Origin of the sequence: Cellulophaga sp. F20128, assembly GCF_023015805.1 — a bacterium.
GTDB lineage: Bacteria > Bacteroidota > Bacteroidia > Flavobacteriales > Flavobacteriaceae > Cellulophaga.
Map to the genome: position 1 here is coordinate 18219 of NZ_JALKBA010000013.1, position 21098 is coordinate 39316.

13 protein-coding genes are annotated in these 21098 nt (G+C 35.9%); 6 read left to right on the forward strand and 7 right to left on the reverse strand.

The window, feature by feature from the left end; genetic code table 11:
* Position 1: 1 nt before the first annotated feature.
* From lpxD to MWU65_RS12600, 6 genes are all read right to left on the reverse strand, one after another.
* Positions 2-994 (reverse strand): UDP-3-O-(3-hydroxymyristoyl)glucosamine N-acyltransferase, encoded by a 993-nt coding sequence (gene lpxD, locus MWU65_RS12575; protein ID WP_247078406.1) that lies wholly within the window; start codon positions 992-994, stop codon positions 2-4.
* A gap of 109 nt (positions 995-1103) precedes the next feature.
* Positions 1104-1559 (reverse strand): tRNA (cytidine(34)-2'-O)-methyltransferase, encoded by a 456-nt coding sequence (locus tag MWU65_RS12580; protein WP_247078407.1) that lies wholly within the window; start codon positions 1557-1559, stop codon positions 1104-1106.
* A gap of 66 nt (positions 1560-1625) precedes the next feature.
* Entirely contained in the window at positions 1626-2477 is an 852-nt protein-coding gene (locus tag MWU65_RS12585) for an amidohydrolase family protein (protein ID WP_247078409.1), read from the reverse strand.
* A gap of 11 nt (positions 2478-2488) precedes the next feature.
* Entirely contained in the window at positions 2489-3865 is a 1377-nt protein-coding gene (locus tag MWU65_RS12590) for a Gfo/Idh/MocA family oxidoreductase (protein WP_247078411.1), read from the reverse strand.
* Between the two features lie 34 nt (positions 3866-3899).
* A complete protein-coding gene (locus MWU65_RS12595; protein ID WP_247078413.1) occupies positions 3900-4994 on the reverse strand; it encodes a PmoA family protein in 1095 nt (364 codons plus the stop codon).
* 1 nt (position 4995) lies between these two features.
* Positions 4996-5595 carry a DUF1080 domain-containing protein gene (locus tag MWU65_RS12600; protein WP_247078415.1) on the reverse strand — a complete coding sequence of 200 codons (600 nt, stop codon included), beginning with the start codon at positions 5593-5595 and terminating at the stop codon, positions 4996-4998.
* 220 nt (positions 5596-5815) lie between these two features.
* Between MWU65_RS12600 and MWU65_RS12605 the strand changes: the two genes are divergently transcribed.
* Both MWU65_RS12605 and MWU65_RS12610 read left to right on the forward strand, forming a co-directional pair.
* Positions 5816-6628: an alpha/beta hydrolase family protein gene (locus MWU65_RS12605; protein WP_247078417.1), complete on the forward strand. Its 813-nt coding sequence runs from the start codon at positions 5816-5818 to the stop codon at positions 6626-6628.
* A 17-nt stretch (positions 6629-6645) separates the two neighbouring features.
* On the forward strand, positions 6646-8061 hold the full coding sequence (locus MWU65_RS12610; RefSeq protein WP_247078419.1) for an alkaline phosphatase D family protein: 1416 nt from the start codon (positions 6646-6648) through the stop codon (positions 8059-8061).
* A 100-nt stretch (positions 8062-8161) separates the two neighbouring features.
* On the opposite strand, the gene MWU65_RS12615 is transcribed toward MWU65_RS12610, so the two are convergent.
* Positions 8162-12250 carry an ATP-binding protein gene (locus MWU65_RS12615; RefSeq protein ID WP_247078420.1) on the reverse strand — a complete coding sequence of 1363 codons (4089 nt, stop codon included), beginning with the start codon at positions 12248-12250 and terminating at the stop codon, positions 8162-8164.
* 631 nt (positions 12251-12881) lie between these two features.
* Here MWU65_RS12615 and MWU65_RS12620 point away from each other — a divergent pair.
* Genes MWU65_RS12620 through MWU65_RS12635 form a run of 4 tightly spaced genes read left to right on the forward strand, consistent with a single transcriptional unit; the run spans position 12882 to position 21089 of the window.
* Positions 12882-16088 carry a TonB-dependent receptor gene (locus MWU65_RS12620; RefSeq protein WP_247078422.1) on the forward strand — a complete coding sequence of 1069 codons (3207 nt, stop codon included), beginning with the start codon at positions 12882-12884 and terminating at the stop codon, positions 16086-16088.
* An 11-nt stretch (positions 16089-16099) separates the two neighbouring features.
* On the forward strand, positions 16100-17986 hold the full coding sequence (locus tag MWU65_RS12625) for a RagB/SusD family nutrient uptake outer membrane protein (RefSeq protein ID WP_247078424.1): 1887 nt from the start codon (positions 16100-16102) through the stop codon (positions 17984-17986).
* Positions 17987-18014: 28 nt separating this feature from the next.
* Positions 18015-19211: a DUF5000 domain-containing lipoprotein gene (locus tag MWU65_RS12630; RefSeq protein ID WP_247078426.1), complete on the forward strand. Its 1197-nt coding sequence runs from the start codon at positions 18015-18017 to the stop codon at positions 19209-19211.
* Between the two features lie 21 nt (positions 19212-19232).
* Entirely contained in the window at positions 19233-21089 is a 1857-nt protein-coding gene (locus MWU65_RS12635) for a DUF4998 domain-containing protein (protein ID WP_247078428.1), read from the forward strand.
* The last annotated feature ends 9 nt before the right edge of the window (positions 21090-21098 follow it).

A 21098-nucleotide genomic window follows, 5' to 3' on the forward strand; every position in this document is an offset into this window, starting at 1 on the left:
TTTAAGATTGGGTTAATCTTCGCATGGCCACCCATTGTTTTAACATATCTCTAGAATCTTGAGCGGGGTATCCAAGTACTGTTTTTCCGGCTTCAATATTATTCATTACTCCCGATCCCGCACCTACAATAGCACCTGCGCCAATGGTTGTGTGGTCTTTAATAGAAGCGCTACCGCCAATAATTACACCATCGCCTAAGGTGACAGAGCCGGCTAATCCACTGTGTCCCGCCATAATACATGATCTACCCATAACACAGTTGTGTGCAATTTGCACCAAGTTATCTATTTTACAACCGTCACCTACAATGGTAGAGCTAAATTTTCCGCGGTCTACACAAGAATTCGCTCCAATTTCTACAGCATTGCCAATAACTACATTCCCAATTTGCGGAATTTTAACCAAACCACGGCCATCTTCACTAGGTCTATACCCAAAACCATCGGCTCCAATGCTCACATTGTTGTGAAAAATGCAAAAACTACCAATTTCACTACGCTCTCGTACAACAGTTCCGGGCCACATAATGGTGGCTGCACCCACAACGGTATCGTCTAGAATAGTAACATTGGGGTAAAGTATTACGCCATCACCAAGAACTACATTTTTACCAACATAAGTATGGGCGCCAATTTTACAGTTTTTACCAATGATAGCCGTTTTGTGTATCGTTGCATTGGGGTGTATGTCTTCATCAAAAGCTGGAGGTCCTGGATCAAAAGCTTCCAATAATTTTGCCAAGGAAATATCGGCATTCTTTACTCTAATCAACGCCTTATTTTCTCCGGGCTCTATTTTTAAATTATCATTTACAATAGCAGCACAGGCATTGGAATTTTTCCAGAGACGTACATATTTTACACTACCAACAAATGTAATTTGGTTTTCAGTGGCTCTTTCTAATTGTTCCGCACCCTGTATTTTATGTGTTGTGTTGCCTACTAATTCTCCTCCTAAGAGACTGCATATTTCTTGTATAGTAAATGATTTCATGTTCTTAAAATAAATTTAAAGGTTGTAATTTTTTAGGCTCAATGTCTAAAAATAAGGATAAATAGAGAAGTAAAAGCATAGCCTTGTCGTATTTCTATATTTAGAATGTCTAGTTAGCACTGGCTCTTATAGCGTCATAAATAACAATACTTACGGCATTTGCCAGGTTTAAGCTCCTAATATGCTCGCTATACAGTGGAATTTTATACAAATTGTCCTGTTGCGTTTCTATTAGGTTTTTTGGTAAACCAACAGATTCTTTGCCAAAAACAAAATACATAGATTCACTGTAGGGTATATTCCAATACTCTTTGGTTCCATGGGATGATAAAAAGACTAATTTTTTATCGCCATGCATACTTAAAAACTCATCGATATTTTCATAGATTTTTAGGTCTAAATGTTGCCAATAATCCAAGCCCGCTCTTTTTACACGTTTGTCGCTCAATTCAAAACCAAATGGTTTTACCAGGTGTAGCGTAGCGCCAGAAGCCAAACTTAAGCGACCTATATTTCCGGTATTGGTTGGGATTTCAGGTTCTATTAAAACAATATTAAATGCCATCTTGAGGTGTTAATTAAGGGGCAAAGGAAGGCAATGATACCGTCTTATCCTACCTTTTTTTAGTGCTTATAATTTATAAAAGGCAATGGCGTTTTTACGGTATATTTTTTGTAAATCACTCTCGCTAAAGGTGTTTAGAGCCCAGTCTAAGGTTTCTATCCATTGGGTATAGGTTGCAGCTTCAATAATTACAGGCCAATCGCCACCAAAAACAATCCTATCTTTTCCAAAACTGTTCACTACATGATCAATATACGGTTTAAGGTCTTCTTTCGTCCAGCTGTCTACAGCTGCCTCTGTAACCAAGCCCGATATCTTGCAGTATACATTTGGAAATTGGGCTAATTTGGTAATATTTTCTTTCCAAGGTTCAAAAAGTTGTGATTTAATATCTGGTTTTCCAATATGATCTAATATAAATTGAGTGTTCGGACATTGAGCGACTAATTTTATGGTGCTTTCCAATTGGGTATGGAGAATACAGATGTCAAAACTAAAATCATAATCAGATAAAAGCTGCACCCCTTTAACGAAATCGGGTTGTATGCAGAAGTTAATATCATCTTCTGATTGTATCAATCTACGCACTCCTTTTATTAGTTTGTTTTTTGCATACCGATTTAGGACTGGGCGTGCGCCTTCTCCTAATTCTAAGGGGGCCTGAGCTACAATACCTTGAATTCTAGCGTCTTTTTGGGCCAATTGTGTAACCCATGCAGCTTCGTCTTCAGCCTGTCCTGGATCACATTCACATTGGATAAAAACCATTTTTTCAACGGCAATAGTAGCCGTTGCGCCCTTAAACTCCTCCAATTCGAAAGGCTTATTTAAATGGGGAACATTGGCAAGCCATGGGTAATTAATAGTATTAGGATCCCACAGATGTACGTGGGTATCAATGATAGGAAAATTTGGCATATTTATTTTTTTTATACTTTATTTGGTACAATATAAGGATATCTGTATCTACGGCTTAACATTAAATCTGCCTGTTCGTTATCAATAAAATTCTCGAACTCACCGTTAAACTTTAGGCTTTCGCCTGTACGATGGGCAATATTAGCAATTAAAGGTAATACGGTAGACATATGTCCTACTTCAATATCACAATTAAGGATGTTTTTATTTTCGGCCTTAACACCATCAATGAAATTGGCAAAATGTCCTTTGCTATCTGGAGCGGTTCTAAACGATGAATCTCCACCAACAGACGCACCTTCAGCCATTCCTGAGCCAGCAAAAGGTTCGTTTTCCCGGCCTTTGTACGCTTTCCAAGTAGAGCCGTTGATTTCCATCCATCCTTCTGTTCCAAAAAATGTATTTCCAATTTTAATACCCATATTTGCTTCTCCACCAGTATAACGGCCACGGGTCTCAAACTCCAGAAGTTTTCCGTCTTCATATTCAAAAACAGAGGTTTGTGTATTTGGCGTTTCCTGGGAACATTCTTGAGGCGACACCCCAAAAATATTACCCATAGACTGCACTTTTACTGGGTGCACTAATTTGTTGAGTCCCCAACGTGCAACATCAAATTGATGCGGTCCTTGATTGCCCGTATCTCCATTGCCCGTATCCCAATGCCAATGCCAATTGTAATGTCCTTTTTTTTCATTGTAAGGCCGATAGTTTGCAGGACCTAGCCACATGTCGTAATTGAGCGAGGACGGGGGTGTACTGTCTTTAGAAATTCCAAAAGAATCCCTGGGTTTAAAGCAGGTGCCACGCGCCATAAAGACTTCACCAATACCACCATTATGTAAAAAATTCATAGCCTGCATAACATTGCTTATAGACCTATTATGAAATCCTACTTGTACAACTCTATTGTATTTTCTTGCCGCCTCTATCATTTTTCTTCCTTCCCAAACGTTATGAGAACTCGGTTTTTCAACATAAACGTGCTTCCCTGCTTGGCAGGCCCAAATGGTAGATAGTGCATGCCAGTGGTTAGGCACAGCTACAATTACGGCATCAATATCCTTGTCTTCAAATACACGGCGCATGTCGGTCTCTGTGCCGGGTTTATTTCCTTTTTGGTTCTTTGCCGAGAGCGATACATTCTTCTCTAGGAATTCTGTATCTACGTCGCAAACCGTTTTTATACGTACCCCATCATCATACATTTTGGAGAAACTATCTAATAATTGGTTTCCCCGGCCGCGTACCCCTATAGACCCTAAGACAACCCGGTCGTTAGATCCAATGATATTGCCATAAGATTTTGCCGAGAACGCTGATGCCCCAACGGCAATACCTGTACTTGCTAAGGTTGTTTTTTTAATAAAACTTCTTCTGTTTCCCATGATGGATACTATTTTGGTTTTTATTTATAATTGGTTAGTTTTTTGAAAAATTCATAAAGGCATTGTCTAAGGTCTCTTTTGATAAGTGATTACTTGCCACAAGAATTCGGTGCTTAAAGGTTACCTGACTTCCCTTGTCTAACTTAAAATTTAGGCTGTCTTTTCCGTTGCTAAAAACCTTTTGCCCTAGTGGGTTAGCTGCAAACAAACCATAACCCCTAGCATGCCAGTATGTAGGGTACCCTACATTAGACGAGTGGTCTATTATGGCTAAGGAAATATTTTCTTTGTCAATAGAAGATGTGAGATTCAACCAATTGGCACGTTTCCCCCAGCAATCTAATCCCTGTATATTTTCACTATTGACATACTTGCCGTTTACCCCTTCGTTATTTAATTCTGTTACTTGGGTAATTGTGCCATTGACATCGGTAAAACTATCTGGTTTGGTCGATGGGTGTTCTAAGGCCCGCGTTACTCGTATGCCTAGCATACCTTCTTTGTTGTCTTTAAAAGATACCACATCTTCCTGGGCAATTAAAGTGGTAATCCTATCAATAGCATAGGTGTCATTGGTAACTCGGAAGACAAATATTGTTCTTTCTTCAAGTAGTTTTTTTTGATTGGGATCTAGCCAATCCATAGTCACTTCTAATACACCTTCTTTGTTGCCGCTGCGTAGGGCTGTTATTTTTCGGTGCTTTATAGTACCATACCTATGGCGATCTACTATTTTGATGGAATCTGAATTGTTCCAGAAATCATATCCGTTAACATTGCCATAATTAAACCAAAGTCCAACGTGATGCGGATGATCTACACGTTCTCCCACTGAAGGTTCAAGTGGGAATTTACGAGTAATTCTAGTGCCCTTTGGAGTTACAATAGGATAGAGTACTGGTTTTTTAATAGTGTTGGGATAAATATAGGAAGTGAACAACTTGCCATTTATTAAAACATCTACCTTTTTGTTGGCGTCGTCCCTGATCAATTCTATTTTCTTTGTGGGAGTTGCACTATCCATATATAGAGCTTGCGCTTGCTTAGCCTTCTCTTTACAGCCAAAAACAAGAAAAAGCATCAGTATAGATATGCCAATATTCTGAAATACTACCAATCTGTTCTTCATATTACTTTATTTCTCCTATTTTAATATCCTTAAAATCGATTTCCATATCTCTATCGGGATGTAACTGAAGCCCTATAGGACCTTTAGGAATGTAATTATCGCTGTTATAAGTCATTACCAAGGTGTCATTGAGCCATACCTTGTACAAACCCGCAACGGCCATTACTTTTATGGTATTCCATGCTTGTGGTTTTAGGAGCTTTTTAATATTTTCTGCCTCTACCGGGTATCCTTTTCCGGGAATATAGGGGGAAGCTGTCATATCGCGTTGCATAGAACCAGAAATTCCAAGCTGAATTTGCTGTTTGTCATTTCTAATAAATATTCCTGAATCTACCGTGCCTTGGCCAAACCTAAAATCTGTTTGAATAACAAAGTCTGTGTATTCTTTTTTTGTCCAAAGAATGGATCCTTCTTTGTTTACCCCACTTTTGGCATTCAAGATTCCATTTTTTACCGTCCACCAACTGTTATTTGATGGTACTACCCAAGCGTTGAGGTTTTTTCCGTTGAAAGCTTTTTTTAATTTGGGAGTTTGTGCCTGAACACTTAAATGAAAGCAAACGAAAACAAGCAAAACGGGAATCAAGTTATTTTTCATAATCTGTTTGACAAAGAATATATCTGTTTAAAGCTATCTAAAAAATAGAAACCAACCAATTTTATACTATAAAATGAAAGTTTTTGGATGGTTTTTGCATAAAAAGTATCAAAATATATCAAAAAAGAGGAAGCTAGCATTTAAATTCAGGGGATGGAAGTCTGTACCCCAACATTTTGTGCTTCTTTTTTGTATTATTGTGAACTTAAAACCCTGTTCAATGAGAAGTCTTTTAGCCTTAAGTTTATTTTTTATTTCTGGAATTGCAGTGTATGCAGGGGTAGTAGATACCGTATCTGTTCATAGTGTTGTGATGATGAAAGACATAAAGAACGTTGTTATTTTTCCAGATAGTTATGAAAAGTCTAGCCGTGATTATCCGGTGTTGTACCTATTACACGGTGCAGGAGGCAACTACGCCCAATGGATTAAATCAGTGCCAGAATTAAAAGAACTAGTAGACCAGTATCAAATGATTATTGTTTGTCCCGACGGAGGTGTTACAAGTTGGTATTTTAATAGTCCCATTGATAAAACAATGCAGTACGAAACCTATGTTGCCTATGAATTAGTATCCTATATGAGTAATTCTTACAGAATTTTAAAGGACAAATCGAAACACGCAATTACAGGACTTAGTATGGGGGGCCATGGGGCATTCTATTTGGCATTTAAACATCAAGATGTATGGGGAGCAGCAGGTAGTATGAGTGGTGGTGTAGATATTAGACCCTTTCCTAATAGTTGGGATATTAACAAACGCCTAGGTTCTTTTGCTGAGAATAAAGAAAGTTGGGAGAAAAATACGGTCCTTAATATGGTTTATTTGTTAGATAAAAATGCACCTAAACTGATTTTTGATTGTGGGACAAGTGATTTTTTCTTCAGACAAAACCAAGCCTTGCACACTAAATTATTGGAGCGTAATATTCCCCATGATTATATAGAACGCCCAGGGAGTCATAATTGGGCGTATTGGAAAAATTCCATTCAGTATCAATTGTTGTTTTTTGATAAAATATTTAGAAACTAACCCACTGAAAGTAACAGATGAGAAAAAATGTTTTTACAATTTTAAGTGTATTTATTGGCTTACTATCTTCAATACAAGCACAAAAAACTGAAGCAGTATTCTTTACTAATGGCTTTAAAGTAGGGGAATTAACTAATTCGTCTGCGATAGTCTGGACCAGACTATGTGCCGCTGAAAAAGCGGTGCCTATTAGGCATCAACAAAAGGGAGCACCATTTAGGAGTCCCATTGATTTTGATAATAACATGCCGGTACAAGAAATGGACGGGGCAGTACCTGGGGCTTTTGGGCAGGTTCGTATTAAAGTTCAGTCTAAGGATACTCTAATACAGACCCAATGGGAGTATGTTTCGGCCTATCAAGATTATACCATTAAACGTAAAATTAAGGGCTTACGGTCAAATACAAAGTACCAAATAATTATAACAGGTAGGAAAGGGCCAAAAACGCCAGTTTCAGAGGTAAAGGGTGAGTTTACTACGGCTCCCTTGCCCAATGAAATAGCTCCTGTTTTGTTTACTTCTTCAACCTGTCAGTACTTTTGGTCTTATGATGATGCGGAACGCGGCTTTAAGATGTATGATAGTATGCTTAAGTTAGAGCCTATGTTTCACTGTCAGACGGGCGATTATGTGTATTATGATAAGCCCGGACCTATGGCGTATAATTTGGAGTTGGCGCGACATAAATGGCATGCAATTAATGCTTGGCCTTCTTTGGTGAATTTTTACAACAACACCCCCTTGTACCTGCAAAAGGATGATCATGATGTCCTTAAAGATGATGCCATGCCTACATCTTCTGCATTTGGTGAACTAGGATTTGAAGACGGACTATGGATATGGAATGAGCAAGCTCCCATAATGGATAAATCGTATAGAACATTTCGTTGGGGAAAAGATTTGCAAATTTGGGTAGTAGAAGGCAGGGATTTTAGAAGTGATAATTCCTCTCCCGATGGTGCAGACAAGAGTATTTGGGGCAAAGAGCAGTTAGAATGGTTTAAAAAAACTGTTGAAGCATCAGATGCTACTTTTAAAATTTTAAGCTCGCCAACACCTGTGGTTGGACCAGATAGAGCGAAAGGAAAAACAGACAATCATTCTAATGATTCCTTTAAGACGGAAGGCGAATGGTTGCGTAAGTACCTTGCCGATCACGGGATGTTCGTTATTAATGGTGATAGGCATTGGCAATATGTATCGGTTGATCCGGATACTGGGCTAATGGAATTTAGTCAAGGTCCATCTAGTGATTCACACGCCCAAGGTTGGAATAAAAATGATAAACGACCCGAACATCGGTTTCTAAGGGTTAAAGGTGGTTTTTTAGCCGTGAACGTATTCCGGGAAGGTGACACACCTATAGTAGAATTTATACACTATGATGTTGATGGAAATATTGTAAATAAGGAAACCATAAAGAAGCAATAAGGAGGTAATCGTTGATCTCTTCCATACTGTTTATTTTCCTTTTAAAAAAACTAGCATTGTACTTTTAAAAAGTTCCGTTTATATTGTATTTAAATAGTTGTTATTTGGCGTTCCTTTTAAGCTTTCCAGGAGATTCTCCAAATTCTTCTTTAAAACATTTAGCAAAGTATTTGGTGTCTTTGTATCCTACCATATACCCAGCCTCAGAGATATTATACCCTTGTTCTTTAATGAGGATAGCAGCCTTGTTTAAACGCAGCGAACGGAAAAATTCTACTAGCGTTTTCCCTGTTAAATCATGGCATCTTCTGTAAATGGCAGAATAACTCATATTTAGAGTGTTGGGTAGATCTTCTAGTTTAAAATCTGTGTTTTCTAATTGGTTATTAAGTTCGGTAACCAACTCCTCCATAAAAAGTTCATCTTTGGATTTTGCATCTATTTTTTTTGGGGAACTAATAAGGTCAGTTTTGTATTTCGAAATTGTTTTTTCTCTGGTTGAAATTATATTGTTCACCTTTAAAATTAATTCATGAAAATTAAAAGGTTTTTCAATATAAGCTACTGCTCCAGATTCTAACCCAGATAATTTAGATTTGAAGGAGTTTTTAGCGGTTAATAAAATCACGGGTATATGTTGGGTGGCCTTGTTTTTCTGTAGGGATTTACACATGTCTATACCATCCATAATAGGCATCATTAAATCACTAATTATTAAATCTGGCTTGTTTCTTTCGGCTAGTTTAAGACCTTCTTTTCCGTTTTCAGCCAGTAAAAGGTGGTAGCGGTTTTTAAATACGTCCTTTAGAAATATTTGCATTTCCACATTGTCTTCAACGATGAGGAGCGTATGTGTTTTTTCTTTAGATTCAGGCATTGCAGGTAATAAATCTACTTCATAATTCTCAATATCAGTATATAGTTTAGAAGTACTCTCAAAAATAGCTTCAGGTGAGATTTTTTCGTCTTCTGAAAATACATTATCAGCGGCAGAAATCGCTACGGTAAAACAAGTGCCCTTTTCTGCAGATGAGGTCACTTTTATTTCTCCATGGTGTAAAGATATAAGCTCCTTTGTTAATGCCAAGCCTATGCCTAGGCCCTTTTGATGCTTTCCAAGTTCCGATTGATAAAAAAGTTTAAAAATATCTTCGAGTTCATTTTTAGGAATGCCAGGCCCAGAATCTTCAACTGATATTTCGAGGGTATCTTTAACCAAATGGGTCTTTAAGGTGATGGTCCCATTCCGGGGAGTGAACTTAAATGCATTTGAAAGTAAGTTGTAGAGTACATGTTCTATTTTATCCGAATCATACCAGATAAATAAGTCTTCTTTGGTTGAATATTCTTTTATAAAATGTATGTTTTTAAACCGGGCCTGCTCAGAAAAAGATAGCGCAATTTCTTTTAAATGTTCAGTGAGGTTATTTCTAGAAGCCAATACCTTTAAGGTTCCTAATTCCTTATTTCTAATGGTCATTAATTCTGTAGCAATCCTTGAAAGTCTTTTTGCATTATTTTTTAAAATAAAAAGGCGTTGTTTTAAAAGCTCATTGTTGTTGGTTACGGCTCTATGCAACATATCGTCAATAGGGCCTAGGATCAAGGTTAATGGCGTTTGAATTTCATGCGACATTTTGGCAAAGAAATTCATTTTTAGTGCATAAAGCTCTTTGTCTTTTTCGTTTTGCCATGCTTTTTTTCGGATTTCTTTTTTTAGGCTAAGCCAATAACTTATGCCAATTATTATTAGGCAACTTAGTATTATATACAAAATATAAGCCCAAATACTGCCCCAAAATGTGGGTTTTATGTTCACCTTTATTTGGGTAGCTTCAATATTCCATTCACCGCGTTTTGATCCGGCTTTAACTTCAAAAACATAGGAGCCAGAAGGAATGTTGGTATAGGTAGCAATTCTGTTCTTTTTAGTTGTAATCCAGTTTTTGTCAAAACCTTTTAATCGGTATGCATAATGGTAATTAGAGTTTAATACATTGTCAATCGCTGAAAACTGGAAGGAAAACGAAGAGTGTTTTGAAGCCAAGTCAAGCTTTGTAAGATTTTCTATGGGTAGGGTTATTTTATTTTGCAATATTTGTTGCACCGGTTTATTTAAAACCTCTATGGCATTGATGTATATTTTTGCGTTGGGTTCTTTGGTGTGCATGTCTTCCGTGTAAAAAGTATTCATGCCATCTTCTCCTCCAAAATACAATTTACCCGTACGATCTTTATAGGCACTTCTTTTTAAAAAAGTGTTGCCTTGTAGACCATCGGTGGTGTAAAAAGATTTTAAATCACCAGTGTCTAGAATGTAATTATGAATTCCATTTTTACTACTAATCCATAGGTTGTTGGGATCCATGATTAGGATTGCAGAAATATCGATATTTTCAAGGTTCTGATTCGTTAAAAATGATTCTGCGGTTTTTGAAGAAATGGTGTATCTTATTAAAAAACCAGAATCACTTAACAACCAAAGATTGCCATTGTAATCGGGTTTAATAACCGCAATGTCGTAATTGTTGTGTTTTATTTCTTCTTTGGAATAGTAACTGTGGCTTTTAAAGCTCGACATAGCAAAGTTCGATTGGTTTTCCACAAATTCAAACAAGCCCCCGTTGTTAACACCTAGCCATACGGTGCCATTTTCATCTTCATTGATGGCTTGGGAAACAGTGCCTAAAAACCCATTGGTATTATAATCAAAGGTAGCTAATAATTCTGTTGGACTAGAAAACACATGTACCCCGGCAGCGGTTGACACCCATATTCGGTCCTTGGTATCTTTAAATAAGTGCCTTACATCCGGTGAGTATATGCCAGTAGTACTTTGGGTTTTTATTTCAGTAAACCTCTTCGTACTTGTATCAAATTTCCACAATCCATTTAAGTAAGTGGCGATCCAAATATTCTTATCCTTATCTTCAATAAGGCCTTGAATGTATCTGCCTTTAAAAAAATTGTTCCCTTTTTTACTCGAATCGTATTGAATTTTTGTACCGTTAGTAAATACCCTGTTTAATCCCTTACCATCGGTTCCTATCCATGTGGAGCCATCTTCAGATTTTAAAATAGACAAAACACTTGTTGGGGTGTTGTTTTCTAATCCGTTGTAATATTTTATTTTATTTGCATTGTTAGGCAATATATTAATTTGCCCTTTTTTTGCAACAGTCCAGATATTGCCATAAGAATCTTCATTAATAAAGGTAACCGTATTATTACTTATTGAAAATTTATTGATTTCTTCATGTTTAAAAATGGTCACGGCATTAGTTTCTGAATTTATCTTATACAAACCGTTACCATCAGTTCCTGCCCAAATATTATTGTTTTTACCTGCATAAACGTAGAGAAACAAATCATGGCTTCCATTTTTTTCAGGAGGATTAAATTGGGTAAATTCACCAAAGTTGGGGTAATAACTGTAGAGACCTTCTAGTTCCGTTGCAATCCATAATTTACCACTTAAATCACTAGTGAGTTTTATATCTTGTTTTTTATGTGTCAACGGACTTTTTAATTCTTTAAGAATGTCTGTGTTTATGATGTGTTGGTACACTTTACCATGATCGGTGCTTATCCACATCTCATACGTGCTGGTAAAAGCAATGCTTAAAATAGTTTGGGCGAAACCATTGTTTTTTGGAAGAGTAAATAGGCTCCTTATGGTCGTGTTTTTTTCGTCATACCTATAGATGGAACCTTCTTTAGAACCAAACCAAACGTCTTTTTCATGAGGCGTTATGGCTGTGGTGTGTTTTGGAGCATTGTTCAGTTCTATTAAAAGAGACTCCTCTGTATATTGTGAATTGAGCTTTGTTAATTTTCCACCGTATACAGCGATCCAGATATTTTCGTTATTGTCTTTTTGTAAAAGAAACTTTTGGTTGCTCGAATATTTTCCTTTAAATATATTTTGATAGGGAACAAAAGAAAAATCGTATCCATCATATTTATACAGTCCGTCTGAGTTGGAAATCCATATATACCCCAAGCTATCTTCTATGATTTGAGAATTACCATAAAAAGTTTCTTCCAAATGCAAAAAGTTAGATTCATTTTGTGCAATTACGAAACTAGTATATAAAAGAAGCACAGATATACATAACCTAAATTTAACGTTTAAGTTGTATAGCATTCCGTCGTTTGGGATACTTTTGAATGGTATTAATCGCTGCATTTTTTTAATAAAAATAATAACAAGGTTTTCTTTGTTAGCTCTTCTTGAAAGAAGCTGTTAAGATACTCATTCTTGGATTTAGTTACTCTTCTAATTAACGTACTTTAAGAAACTTTAAGATATTTTAAGAGATATATTCGTCAAATGTAGGTGATATATTAGTCATTTTTATAAATTGTACTATTATGTAGTGTATTTTAGCTTAAAATGTCGCCCTTCAATTTTATAAGATTTCTCATTTTTGATCTTTGGCTATGAAATTTTGAATTTCATATATTTTTAACAAATTTAATTGTCAGTTAATAAAATTGTTTCTTGAAAAAATAAATATGATAATTTTTCGAAAAAAAATGAATGAAATAAGATCATAAGTTCCTAATAGTGGAACGTATTTTCTAAAAATGAATTCATTTATAGAATCGGCTAAGGAGAATATTTCCCACCTATAGATGTTTATGATATTGCAGATTGGAGTGCTTTAACATTATTATCTGAGGTGTCTATGGCCAATAATACAGAGTCACAAGATTTTCCAAGAGGTAATTGAATTAAAAGAAAACCATACAACTGGATGAAGAATACCTATTAACTAAATACAACTCAATTAACAATCAACTTAAACTAAATTTTTATGAAGCAAAAATCAATTTATTATGAAGAGGAACCAAATCTGGTCTCGGCAAAAGAGAGAGATAGATATAAGTTTATACTATCTTTTGCGCTATTTTTTTTAGTATTTCAATTTATTTGGGCGAACAATACATTCGCTGAGGTAAAAGATAATTTTGTATTTCAAGAACAAACAAAAACGATAAAGGGTGTCGTGTCTGATGAGAGCGGACAACCTGTTATAGGTGTAAATGTTTTGGTTCTTGGTACGGTTAGAGGGATGCAAACTAACTTTGACGGAGAGTATGAAGTTAAAGCAAGTAAGGGTGATATTTTAGAGTTTTCTTATATAGGAATGGAAACTAAAAAAGTTACCGTTGGTGATGATACCACAATAAACGTTGTTTTAAAAGAAGGAGCAGAGGCACTAGATGAAGTGGTTCTTGTGAGTTTTGGCGCACAGAAAAAGAAGAGCGTTATAGCATCTGTTTCAACAGTAAAGCCTGGAGAGCTTAAAATAGGTTCAAGTAACTTAACTACTGCCTTAGCGGGTAGAGTTCCAGGGTTAATCTCATACCAAAGAGGTGGAGAACCAGGGAGAGACAATGCTGAATTTTTTATTAGAGGTGTTACTACTTTTGGGTATGCTTCAAGTCCGTTGATTTTGATCGATGGTGTTGAGCTTACCATTGACGATTTACGTAGATTACATCCAGATGATATCGCTGAATTCTCTATAATGAAAGATGCTTCGGCCACTGCATTATATGGAGCTAGAGGTGCAAATGGTGTAATTTTTGTAACCACTAAAGAAGGGGTAGAAGGCCCGGTAAAAGTTACGGTTAGAATGGAAAGTTCTTTTTCTAGCCCTACAAGAAATATTGAATTAGCAGATCCTATTACATACATGAGAATGGGTAACGAAGCTGTTAAAACGCGTGACCCATTAGGGTTGTTGCCGTATTCTTTAGAGAAAATAGAAAATACAATAGCGGGCACAAACCCCATATTATACCCAACTACAGATTGGTATGAAGAACTATTTCAAGATTTTGCGGTAAGCAATCGGGTGAATTTTAGTTTGAACGGTGGGGGTAAAACAGCGCGTTACTACGTTTCTGTTGCAAGCAACACGGATAATGGGATACTAACTGTTCCTAAGGTAAGTAACTTTAATTCTAATGTTAAATTTAAGCAACAGAACTTACGTTCTAGTACAAATATTAGTCTAACTGAGACATCTAAGTTAAAATTAAGCTTTAATGTTAATTTTGAAAATTATACAGGTCCAATTAATGGAGGGTCAGATGTTTATGCTCAAGTAATGAGAGCAAATCCTGTTTTGTTTAAACCTTTTTATGAGAAAGATGCTGCCAATGAATTTACGAATCATATTTTGTTTGGAAATTTTGGAAATGGAGATTATTTAAATCCCTATGCGCAAATGGTGCGTGGGTACCAAGAGAACATTAGTAGTAAGATTATTGCACAATTAGAATTTAATCAAGATTTAAAAAAGATAGCTGAGGGATTAAATTTTAAGCTTGTTTTTAACGGTACTAAGGATGCGAGATACCAGGCTGTTAGGGGTTATAATCCTTATTATTATTCGCCTCGTAAAAATTCCTTGACAGGAGTAACTTCTTTGACAGCTTTAAACGAAGAAAGTGGTACAGAGACATTAAGTTTTTCTCAGAGAGAAAGATTTATTTCATCCTCTACTTATGTAGAATCAAATTTGAATTATCAGAAAGAACTTGATGATAGAAATGAGGTTGGCGGGCTGTTGGTGTTTACCTTAAATGATAGACTAACCACGCTTACAGATGGTGAGGTATTCACTTCAGATGCACTACAAAAATCATTAGCATATAGAAATATGGGAATGTCTGGGCGTTTTACCTATGCTAGAGACCAAAAATATTTTGTGGAAGCTAGTTTTGGTTATAATGGCTCAGAAAGATTTGCAAAAGCAGAGCGTTGGGGATTCTTTCCTGCCTTGGCTTTAGGATGGATGGCTTCTGATGAAAAATTTATGGAGTCTATTGACGATGTGGTAACCAAATTAAAATTTAAAGGTTCTTATGGTTTGGTAGGAAACGACCAAATTGGTAGTGCAGATGATAGATTCTTTTATTTATCACAAGTTAATTTAAATAGTGGAGGATATGTAACTGGTGAAAATTTTAATAATTTCCAGTCGGGTGTTAGTATTCAAAGGTATGCAAATGATCAAATTACTTGGGAGACAGGGAAGAAAATGAATATTGGATTTGAATTAGGTTTATTTAAAAAATTAGATTTAGAAGTAGACTTTTTTAGAGAAGATAGAGAGAATATCTTAGCAGATAGAATCTTGCCATCTAGTCTAGGTTTGCAAGCAGGAGTAAGAGCCAATATTGGTGAAGCTAGGAGTGAAGGTATTGATGGAACGGTAGTGTATTCAGATGATTTTGCAGATGGAGACGGATGGATGCAAGTTAGAGGTAACTTTACCTATGCTAAAAACAGAATAACCAAAATAGAGGAACCAGATTATTCTGCTACACCGTGGTTATCTAGAATAGGGCAACCCATAAATCAAACTTGGGGGTATGTTGCAGAACGTTTGTTTATAGATCAGGCAGAAGTAAACAACTCTCCAGTACAAACTTTTGGCGAGTATTCTGGTGGTGATATTAAGTATACTGATATTAATGGGGATGGTAAAATTTCAGCATTAGATCGTGTGCCTATAGGTAACCCAACAGTTCCTGAGATAACCTACGGGATGGGACTTTCTGCAGGATATAAAAATTTAGATATATCTTGTTTTTTCCAAGGATCGGCTAATTCATCTTTTTGGGTTAATCCTTATGCAACGGCACCATTTGTTGGAGAACGACAATTGTTAAAGGCTTGGGCAGATGATTATTGGTCAGAAACGAACAGAAATGAATATGCCACATGGCCAAGATTATCGAACAACTATGTCAATAATAATAACCAAACGAATACGTGGTTTATGCAAGACGGCGCTTTTTTAAGATTAAAGCAAGTTGAGATAGGATACAAAATGCCAAATGATTTGGTTTCTAAACTTAAAATGGAGAAAATAAGATTATATTTAAGTGGCACAAATTTATTTGTAATGAGTAAATTTAAATTATGGGATCCAGAATTATCAGGGGATGGATTAGGTTATCCAAACCAAAGAGTATTTAACTTCGGTGTAAATCTTTCATTCTAAACAATTAAATAATGAAAAAAAATAAAATATATATAGCAATAATTTTTATAGCAGGAATACTTTCTTCTTGTGAAAAAGATTATTTGAATGTTGTGCCAGATAATGTTGCAACCATTGATAATGCCTTTTCAAACAGGTTTAATACGCAAAAATTCTTATACACTATTTACGGTTCAATACCAGATCCGGGTACTGTTAATAACCCTGCATTAAATGGAGGTGACGAAATATGGTATCCAGAATCAGAGCGTAATAGAGCAGGGGTGAGAATTGCACAAGGTTTTCAAAGTGCTACCCAGCCTAGTTACAATTTATGGAATGATGGTTTGTATGAAGGAATAAGAAACTGTAATATTTTCTTAAGTAGAATTGACGATGTCCAAGGCATCCAATCTTATGAGAAAACGATATGGACAGCGGAAGTTAATTTTTTGAAAGCTTATTTTCATTTTTATTTGTTACGGATGTATGGGCCTATTGTTATTAATGATGAATTAATACCGGTTTCAGCAGCTACAGGAGATATAAATTCAAACAGAAGTTCCGTAGAAGAAACATTTACTTATATCATAGATTTGTTAGATGATGCTATTTTAGAGCTTCCATTGGAGTTGCAAAATCCAGGTGATGAATTAGGAAGAGTTACCAAACCAATTGCTGCGGCTATGAAAGCTAGAGTTTTAATGACCTATGCTAGTCCTTTATTTAATGGCAATTCTGTGTACAGTGGTTTTGTTAATGCTGAAGGGGAGCCCTTTTTTCCTGCTACTTATTCGCCTGAAAAATGGGAGAATGCTGCTGTTGCAACTAAAGAAGCAATAGATATCTGCCATGACGCAGGAATAAGATTGTTTCAAAAGGAAGATTATATTAATAGATCAGGAAACGCCATTACTTCAGACATTACCTTGTTAAAAGCAGGTCTGAGAAGTAGAATGACCGAGAAATGGAATTTTGAACTTGTTTGGGGACATACTGCTTCTACGAATAACTTAGAATATGAAGCAATGCCTCGTTTGTATAACTACATAAATAATCCTGTGGCTTCAAGACACTGTCCGCCTTTACGTATTGCAGAAATGTATTACTCTAAAAATGGGGTGCCAATAGAAGAGGATGTTACCTACGATTATGCCAATAGATATAAATTGAGAAGTTCTCTTGAGGCTGATAAGTATCAGGTAGAAGAAGGGCAAAGTACTGTTATTTTAAATTTTGATAGAGAAACACGTTTCTATGCAGATTTATCATTTGATAGAGGTGTTTGGTATGGCAATGGTGCCAACGATGAAGCTAATCCGTGGTTTGTTCACGCTAGAGGTGGTGAGTTTGCATCTGTTTTTGAAATTTCTCAATATTCTGTTACGGGATATTGGCCTAAAAAACTGGTAGCTATTCCTACGCAGGTGAACACAGGTCAAAGTTTAAGTACAACACGTTATGCCTTTCCAATAATTAGATTGGCCGATTTGTATTTATACTATGCAGAGGCTTTGAATGAAAGTAAAACAGCTCCAGATGCTCAAGTGTACGAATACATTGATTTAGTTCGTGAAAGAGCAGGATTAAGTTCTGTGGTAGATAGTTGGTCTGCGTTTTCAAGCAATCCAAGTAAACCAACTACTAAAAACGGAATGAGAGAAATTATTCAACAAGAAAGAATGATTGAAATGTCTTTTGAAGGAGCCCGATTCTGGGATTTAAGACGTTGGAAATTAGCAAAAGATTATATGAACAAGCCAATTAAGGGTTGGAATGTTCTTGAAAATGATGCAGATGATTATTATACAATTCGTACATTGTATAATCCAACATATTCTGAAAAAGATTATTTATGGCCAATACCAGAAACAGAAACAATTAAAGACCCAAGTTTAATCCAAAATCCAGGATGGTAATTTATCTACTAACTTTAAAAAAAAAGATATGAAACATTTAATTAAATTAATAATAGTACCAGTAGTATTGGTGTTATTCGCTTGCGAGGAATATCAACATGGACCTCTTGCTACAGATAGTTCTATTCCTTCAATTATTGAGAATGTATCCATTACACCGATAAATGGCGGACTTAGTATTGATTATGATTTACCATCAGACAGTGACTTGCTGTATGTAAAAGCGATATATACAAATTCTAAAGGAGTAGAAGCAGAAGTAAAAACATCTGCCTTCAACAATAAGATTGAAATCTTAGGGTTTTCAGATACTTCGGAAAGAACAGTAAAATTGTATTCTGTAGATCGCTCTAGAAATAATTCAGAACCAGTTACAGTTTCGGGATCTCCATTAACACCACCGGTGTTTATGGTTCAGGAAACAATGGCAATTACTTCAGATTTTGGAGGAGCTAGATTTACATGGGAAAATGAATTAAATACGCCCATAACCATTGAGTTAATGACAACAAACCCAGTAACAGGAAGATTGGAAACTGTTGAAACGGTGTATACTGAGCAATCGGCTACAAGGTCTTCTATAAGAGGGTATGAATCAGTGCCTAGACTTTTTGCCGCTGTAATTAGAGATCGTTACGATAATTTTTCTGATACCATTTATGCGCCAACGCCAGATAAATTATTAACACCTTTATTTGAACAACGTTTAGATAAATCAAAGTTCGAAAAAGTAGTTTTAGACAATGATGACAACTGGGATGCTTGGGAAGGTGATTATTGGAACTTGTTTGATGATGATATCATGTCTATTGTACATACACAAGGAGATAAACCTAGACCTAGTATTTTGACGGTAGATTTAGGAGCAAATGTTACTTTAAGTAGGTTTAATGTACTGCAAAGACAAACCGCTGGAGTTGGTTTTGCATATACGCACGGAAACCCTAAAACCTATAATGTATATGGTGCTAAAGAATTGCCTGGTCAAGATGGTAATTTAGACGATTGGATTTTATTAAAAGAATGCGAGTCTATTAAGCCTTCAGGTTCTCCTATTGGAACAAATACCGATGAAGATGTAGATCATTTTGAAGCAGGAGATGAATATACTTTTGATGAAGCTGTAGAAATTAGATATTTCCGTTTTGCTGTGTATTCTACATGGGATGGAGCAGGATATATAGATTTTTCAGAAATGACTTTTTGGGGAAATATAGTAGAATAATAAAATTTAAGAAATATAATTATGAAAAAAATTAAAATATATATTTTACCATTAAGTATATTACTTCTTTTTGCATTCTTTTCGTGTAATGATACGTATGAGTTTCATGAGGAGTATGTTAAGGATGGTGAAATAATTTATGCGTCTAAGGTAGATTCTTTACGAACCCTACCAGGTGACGGTAGAATTGAAATAGCTGGATATTTAACCAAAGGATTTACTATTAACGAAATAACCGTATTTTGGGATAATGGCGAAAATAGTCAAACCTTTGCGTATGCTAAATCGCAAAATGAAACCGATCCTTTGGCTTTAATTGTAACAGGTTTAGAGGAAAAATCGTATGAATTTGATGTGTATTCAAAGGATAAAGAAGGTAATAAATCGATAAAAGTAACTGTTTTTGGAACGGTCTATGGAGAAACCTATAGAGGCAATTTAGAAGCTAGAGAATTTAATTCATTTACGTTCAATAGCGATGAAAGTGTTAGCGTGACTTTAAAGCCAAGTAGTGAATTAACACGATCTACAGAAATTAAGTATACTAATTTAAGTGGAGAAGAGATTGTTGTAATAGTTATGGCAGATGAGTCTGAAGGTACTTTAGAACAAGTAAATACAATGCTTCCTATTACCTACAGAACCTATTATGTGCCAGTTGCTGCTAGTGAAGATGGAGAAGAAGCGGCTATTGATGAGTTTGATTCTGATTGGTCTACCTATGAATTTCCTGGTGTATTTTCGTCAATTTTTACAAGCATGACGTTAGAGCCAATTTCAGGAGGAGTAATGGCAAATTGGGAGAATACAGCAAATGATATGTTGACATTCGAATTTAAAAATGTAGATAAACAAGATCAAGAGGTAGTAACTACTGTTACATCATCTGAGTCTGCAGGTACGTTTACATTTACACCAATGAAATCGGAAGAACAAGAGGTTGAAATTATGATTTCAGATATCTATGGAAATTCACAATCAATGTCTTATACCGTAACTCCTTTAGCAGCAGCTGGAAAAGGGAACTGGACTATTGTTGACTTTTCAACTGAAGAGGCCGGTGGTGAAGGTCCTGTTAATGGTTATGCCACAGCAGCCATTGATGGAGATACAAGCACGTTTTGGCATTCAAAATGGACAGGTTCAGGATCTTCTTATCCGCATCACCTAACTATTGATATGGGTGAAGAAAAAGATATTGCTGGTTTTGAAATATTCAGAAGAAATGGAAACGGTAGCGGTGCCACGATGCATGAATTTTGGGTGAGTAGTGATAATGTAACCTTTACCAAGATTGCTACATTGGACGCGGCCTTAGACTCTAATGATGGATTTTTAGCTCCTGCTGATGTGGTTACTACGGCGAGATACGTAAAGTATGTTGCAACAGCTGGTCCAAGTTCATTTACTTTTTTAGGTGAATTAAATGTTATTGAATCATTAGATAATACAGATTGGTCAATAGTCGACTTTTCATCAGAAGAAGCTGGTGGAGAAGGTCCAGTAAATGGATACGCTACTGCTGCAATAGACGGAGATTTAGCAACGTTTTGGCATACCACTTGGTCAACTGGGTCACCAGATTATCCACATCATCTTACTATAGATTTGGGAGAAGAGAAAGGTATTGCTGGTTTTGAAATATTTAGAAGAATGAATAATGGACAAGGCGCTATTAAGCATGAATTTTGGGTGAGTAGTGATAATGTTACCTTTACACAGGTATCAACATTGGATGCTGCTATGACTACCAATAATGGATATTCAGATTATGCAGATGCTGTAACTACAGCAAGGTATGTAAAGTATGTTGCAATAGAAGGACCGTATAATTACACTTTTTTAGGTGAATTAAAAGTATTTGGAACAATAGAATAGTTTTTTGAA

Coding starts and splice junctions, on each gene's coding strand:
- lpxD (WP_247078406.1), bottom strand. CDS start 994: ATGAAATCATTTACTATACAAGAAATATGCAGTCTCTTAGGAGGAGAA.
- MWU65_RS12580 (WP_247078407.1), bottom strand. CDS start 1,559: ATGGCATTTAATATTGTTTTAATAGAACCTGAAATCCCAACCAATACC.
- MWU65_RS12585 (WP_247078409.1), bottom strand. CDS start 2,477: ATGCCAAATTTTCCTATCATTGATACCCACGTACATCTGTGGGATCCT.
- MWU65_RS12590 (WP_247078411.1), bottom strand. CDS start 3,865: ATGGGAAACAGAAGAAGTTTTATTAAAAAAACAACCTTAGCAAGTACA.
- MWU65_RS12595 (WP_247078413.1), bottom strand. CDS start 4,994: ATGAAGAACAGATTGGTAGTATTTCAGAATATTGGCATATCTATACTG.
- MWU65_RS12600 (WP_247078415.1), bottom strand. CDS start 5,595: ATGAAAAATAACTTGATTCCCGTTTTGCTTGTTTTCGTTTGCTTTCAT.
- MWU65_RS12605 (WP_247078417.1), top strand. CDS start 5,816: ATGAGAAGTCTTTTAGCCTTAAGTTTATTTTTTATTTCTGGAATTGCA.
- MWU65_RS12610 (WP_247078419.1), top strand. CDS start 6,646: ATGAGAAAAAATGTTTTTACAATTTTAAGTGTATTTATTGGCTTACTA.
- MWU65_RS12615 (WP_247078420.1), bottom strand. CDS start 12,250: ATGCAGCGATTAATACCATTCAAAAGTATCCCAAACGACGGAATGCTA.
- MWU65_RS12620 (WP_247078422.1), top strand. CDS start 12,882: ATGAAGCAAAAATCAATTTATTATGAAGAGGAACCAAATCTGGTCTCG.
- MWU65_RS12625 (WP_247078424.1), top strand. CDS start 16,100: ATGAAAAAAAATAAAATATATATAGCAATAATTTTTATAGCAGGAATA.
- MWU65_RS12630 (WP_247078426.1), top strand. CDS start 18,015: ATGAAACATTTAATTAAATTAATAATAGTACCAGTAGTATTGGTGTTA.
- MWU65_RS12635 (WP_247078428.1), top strand. CDS start 19,233: ATGAAAAAAATTAAAATATATATTTTACCATTAAGTATATTACTTCTT.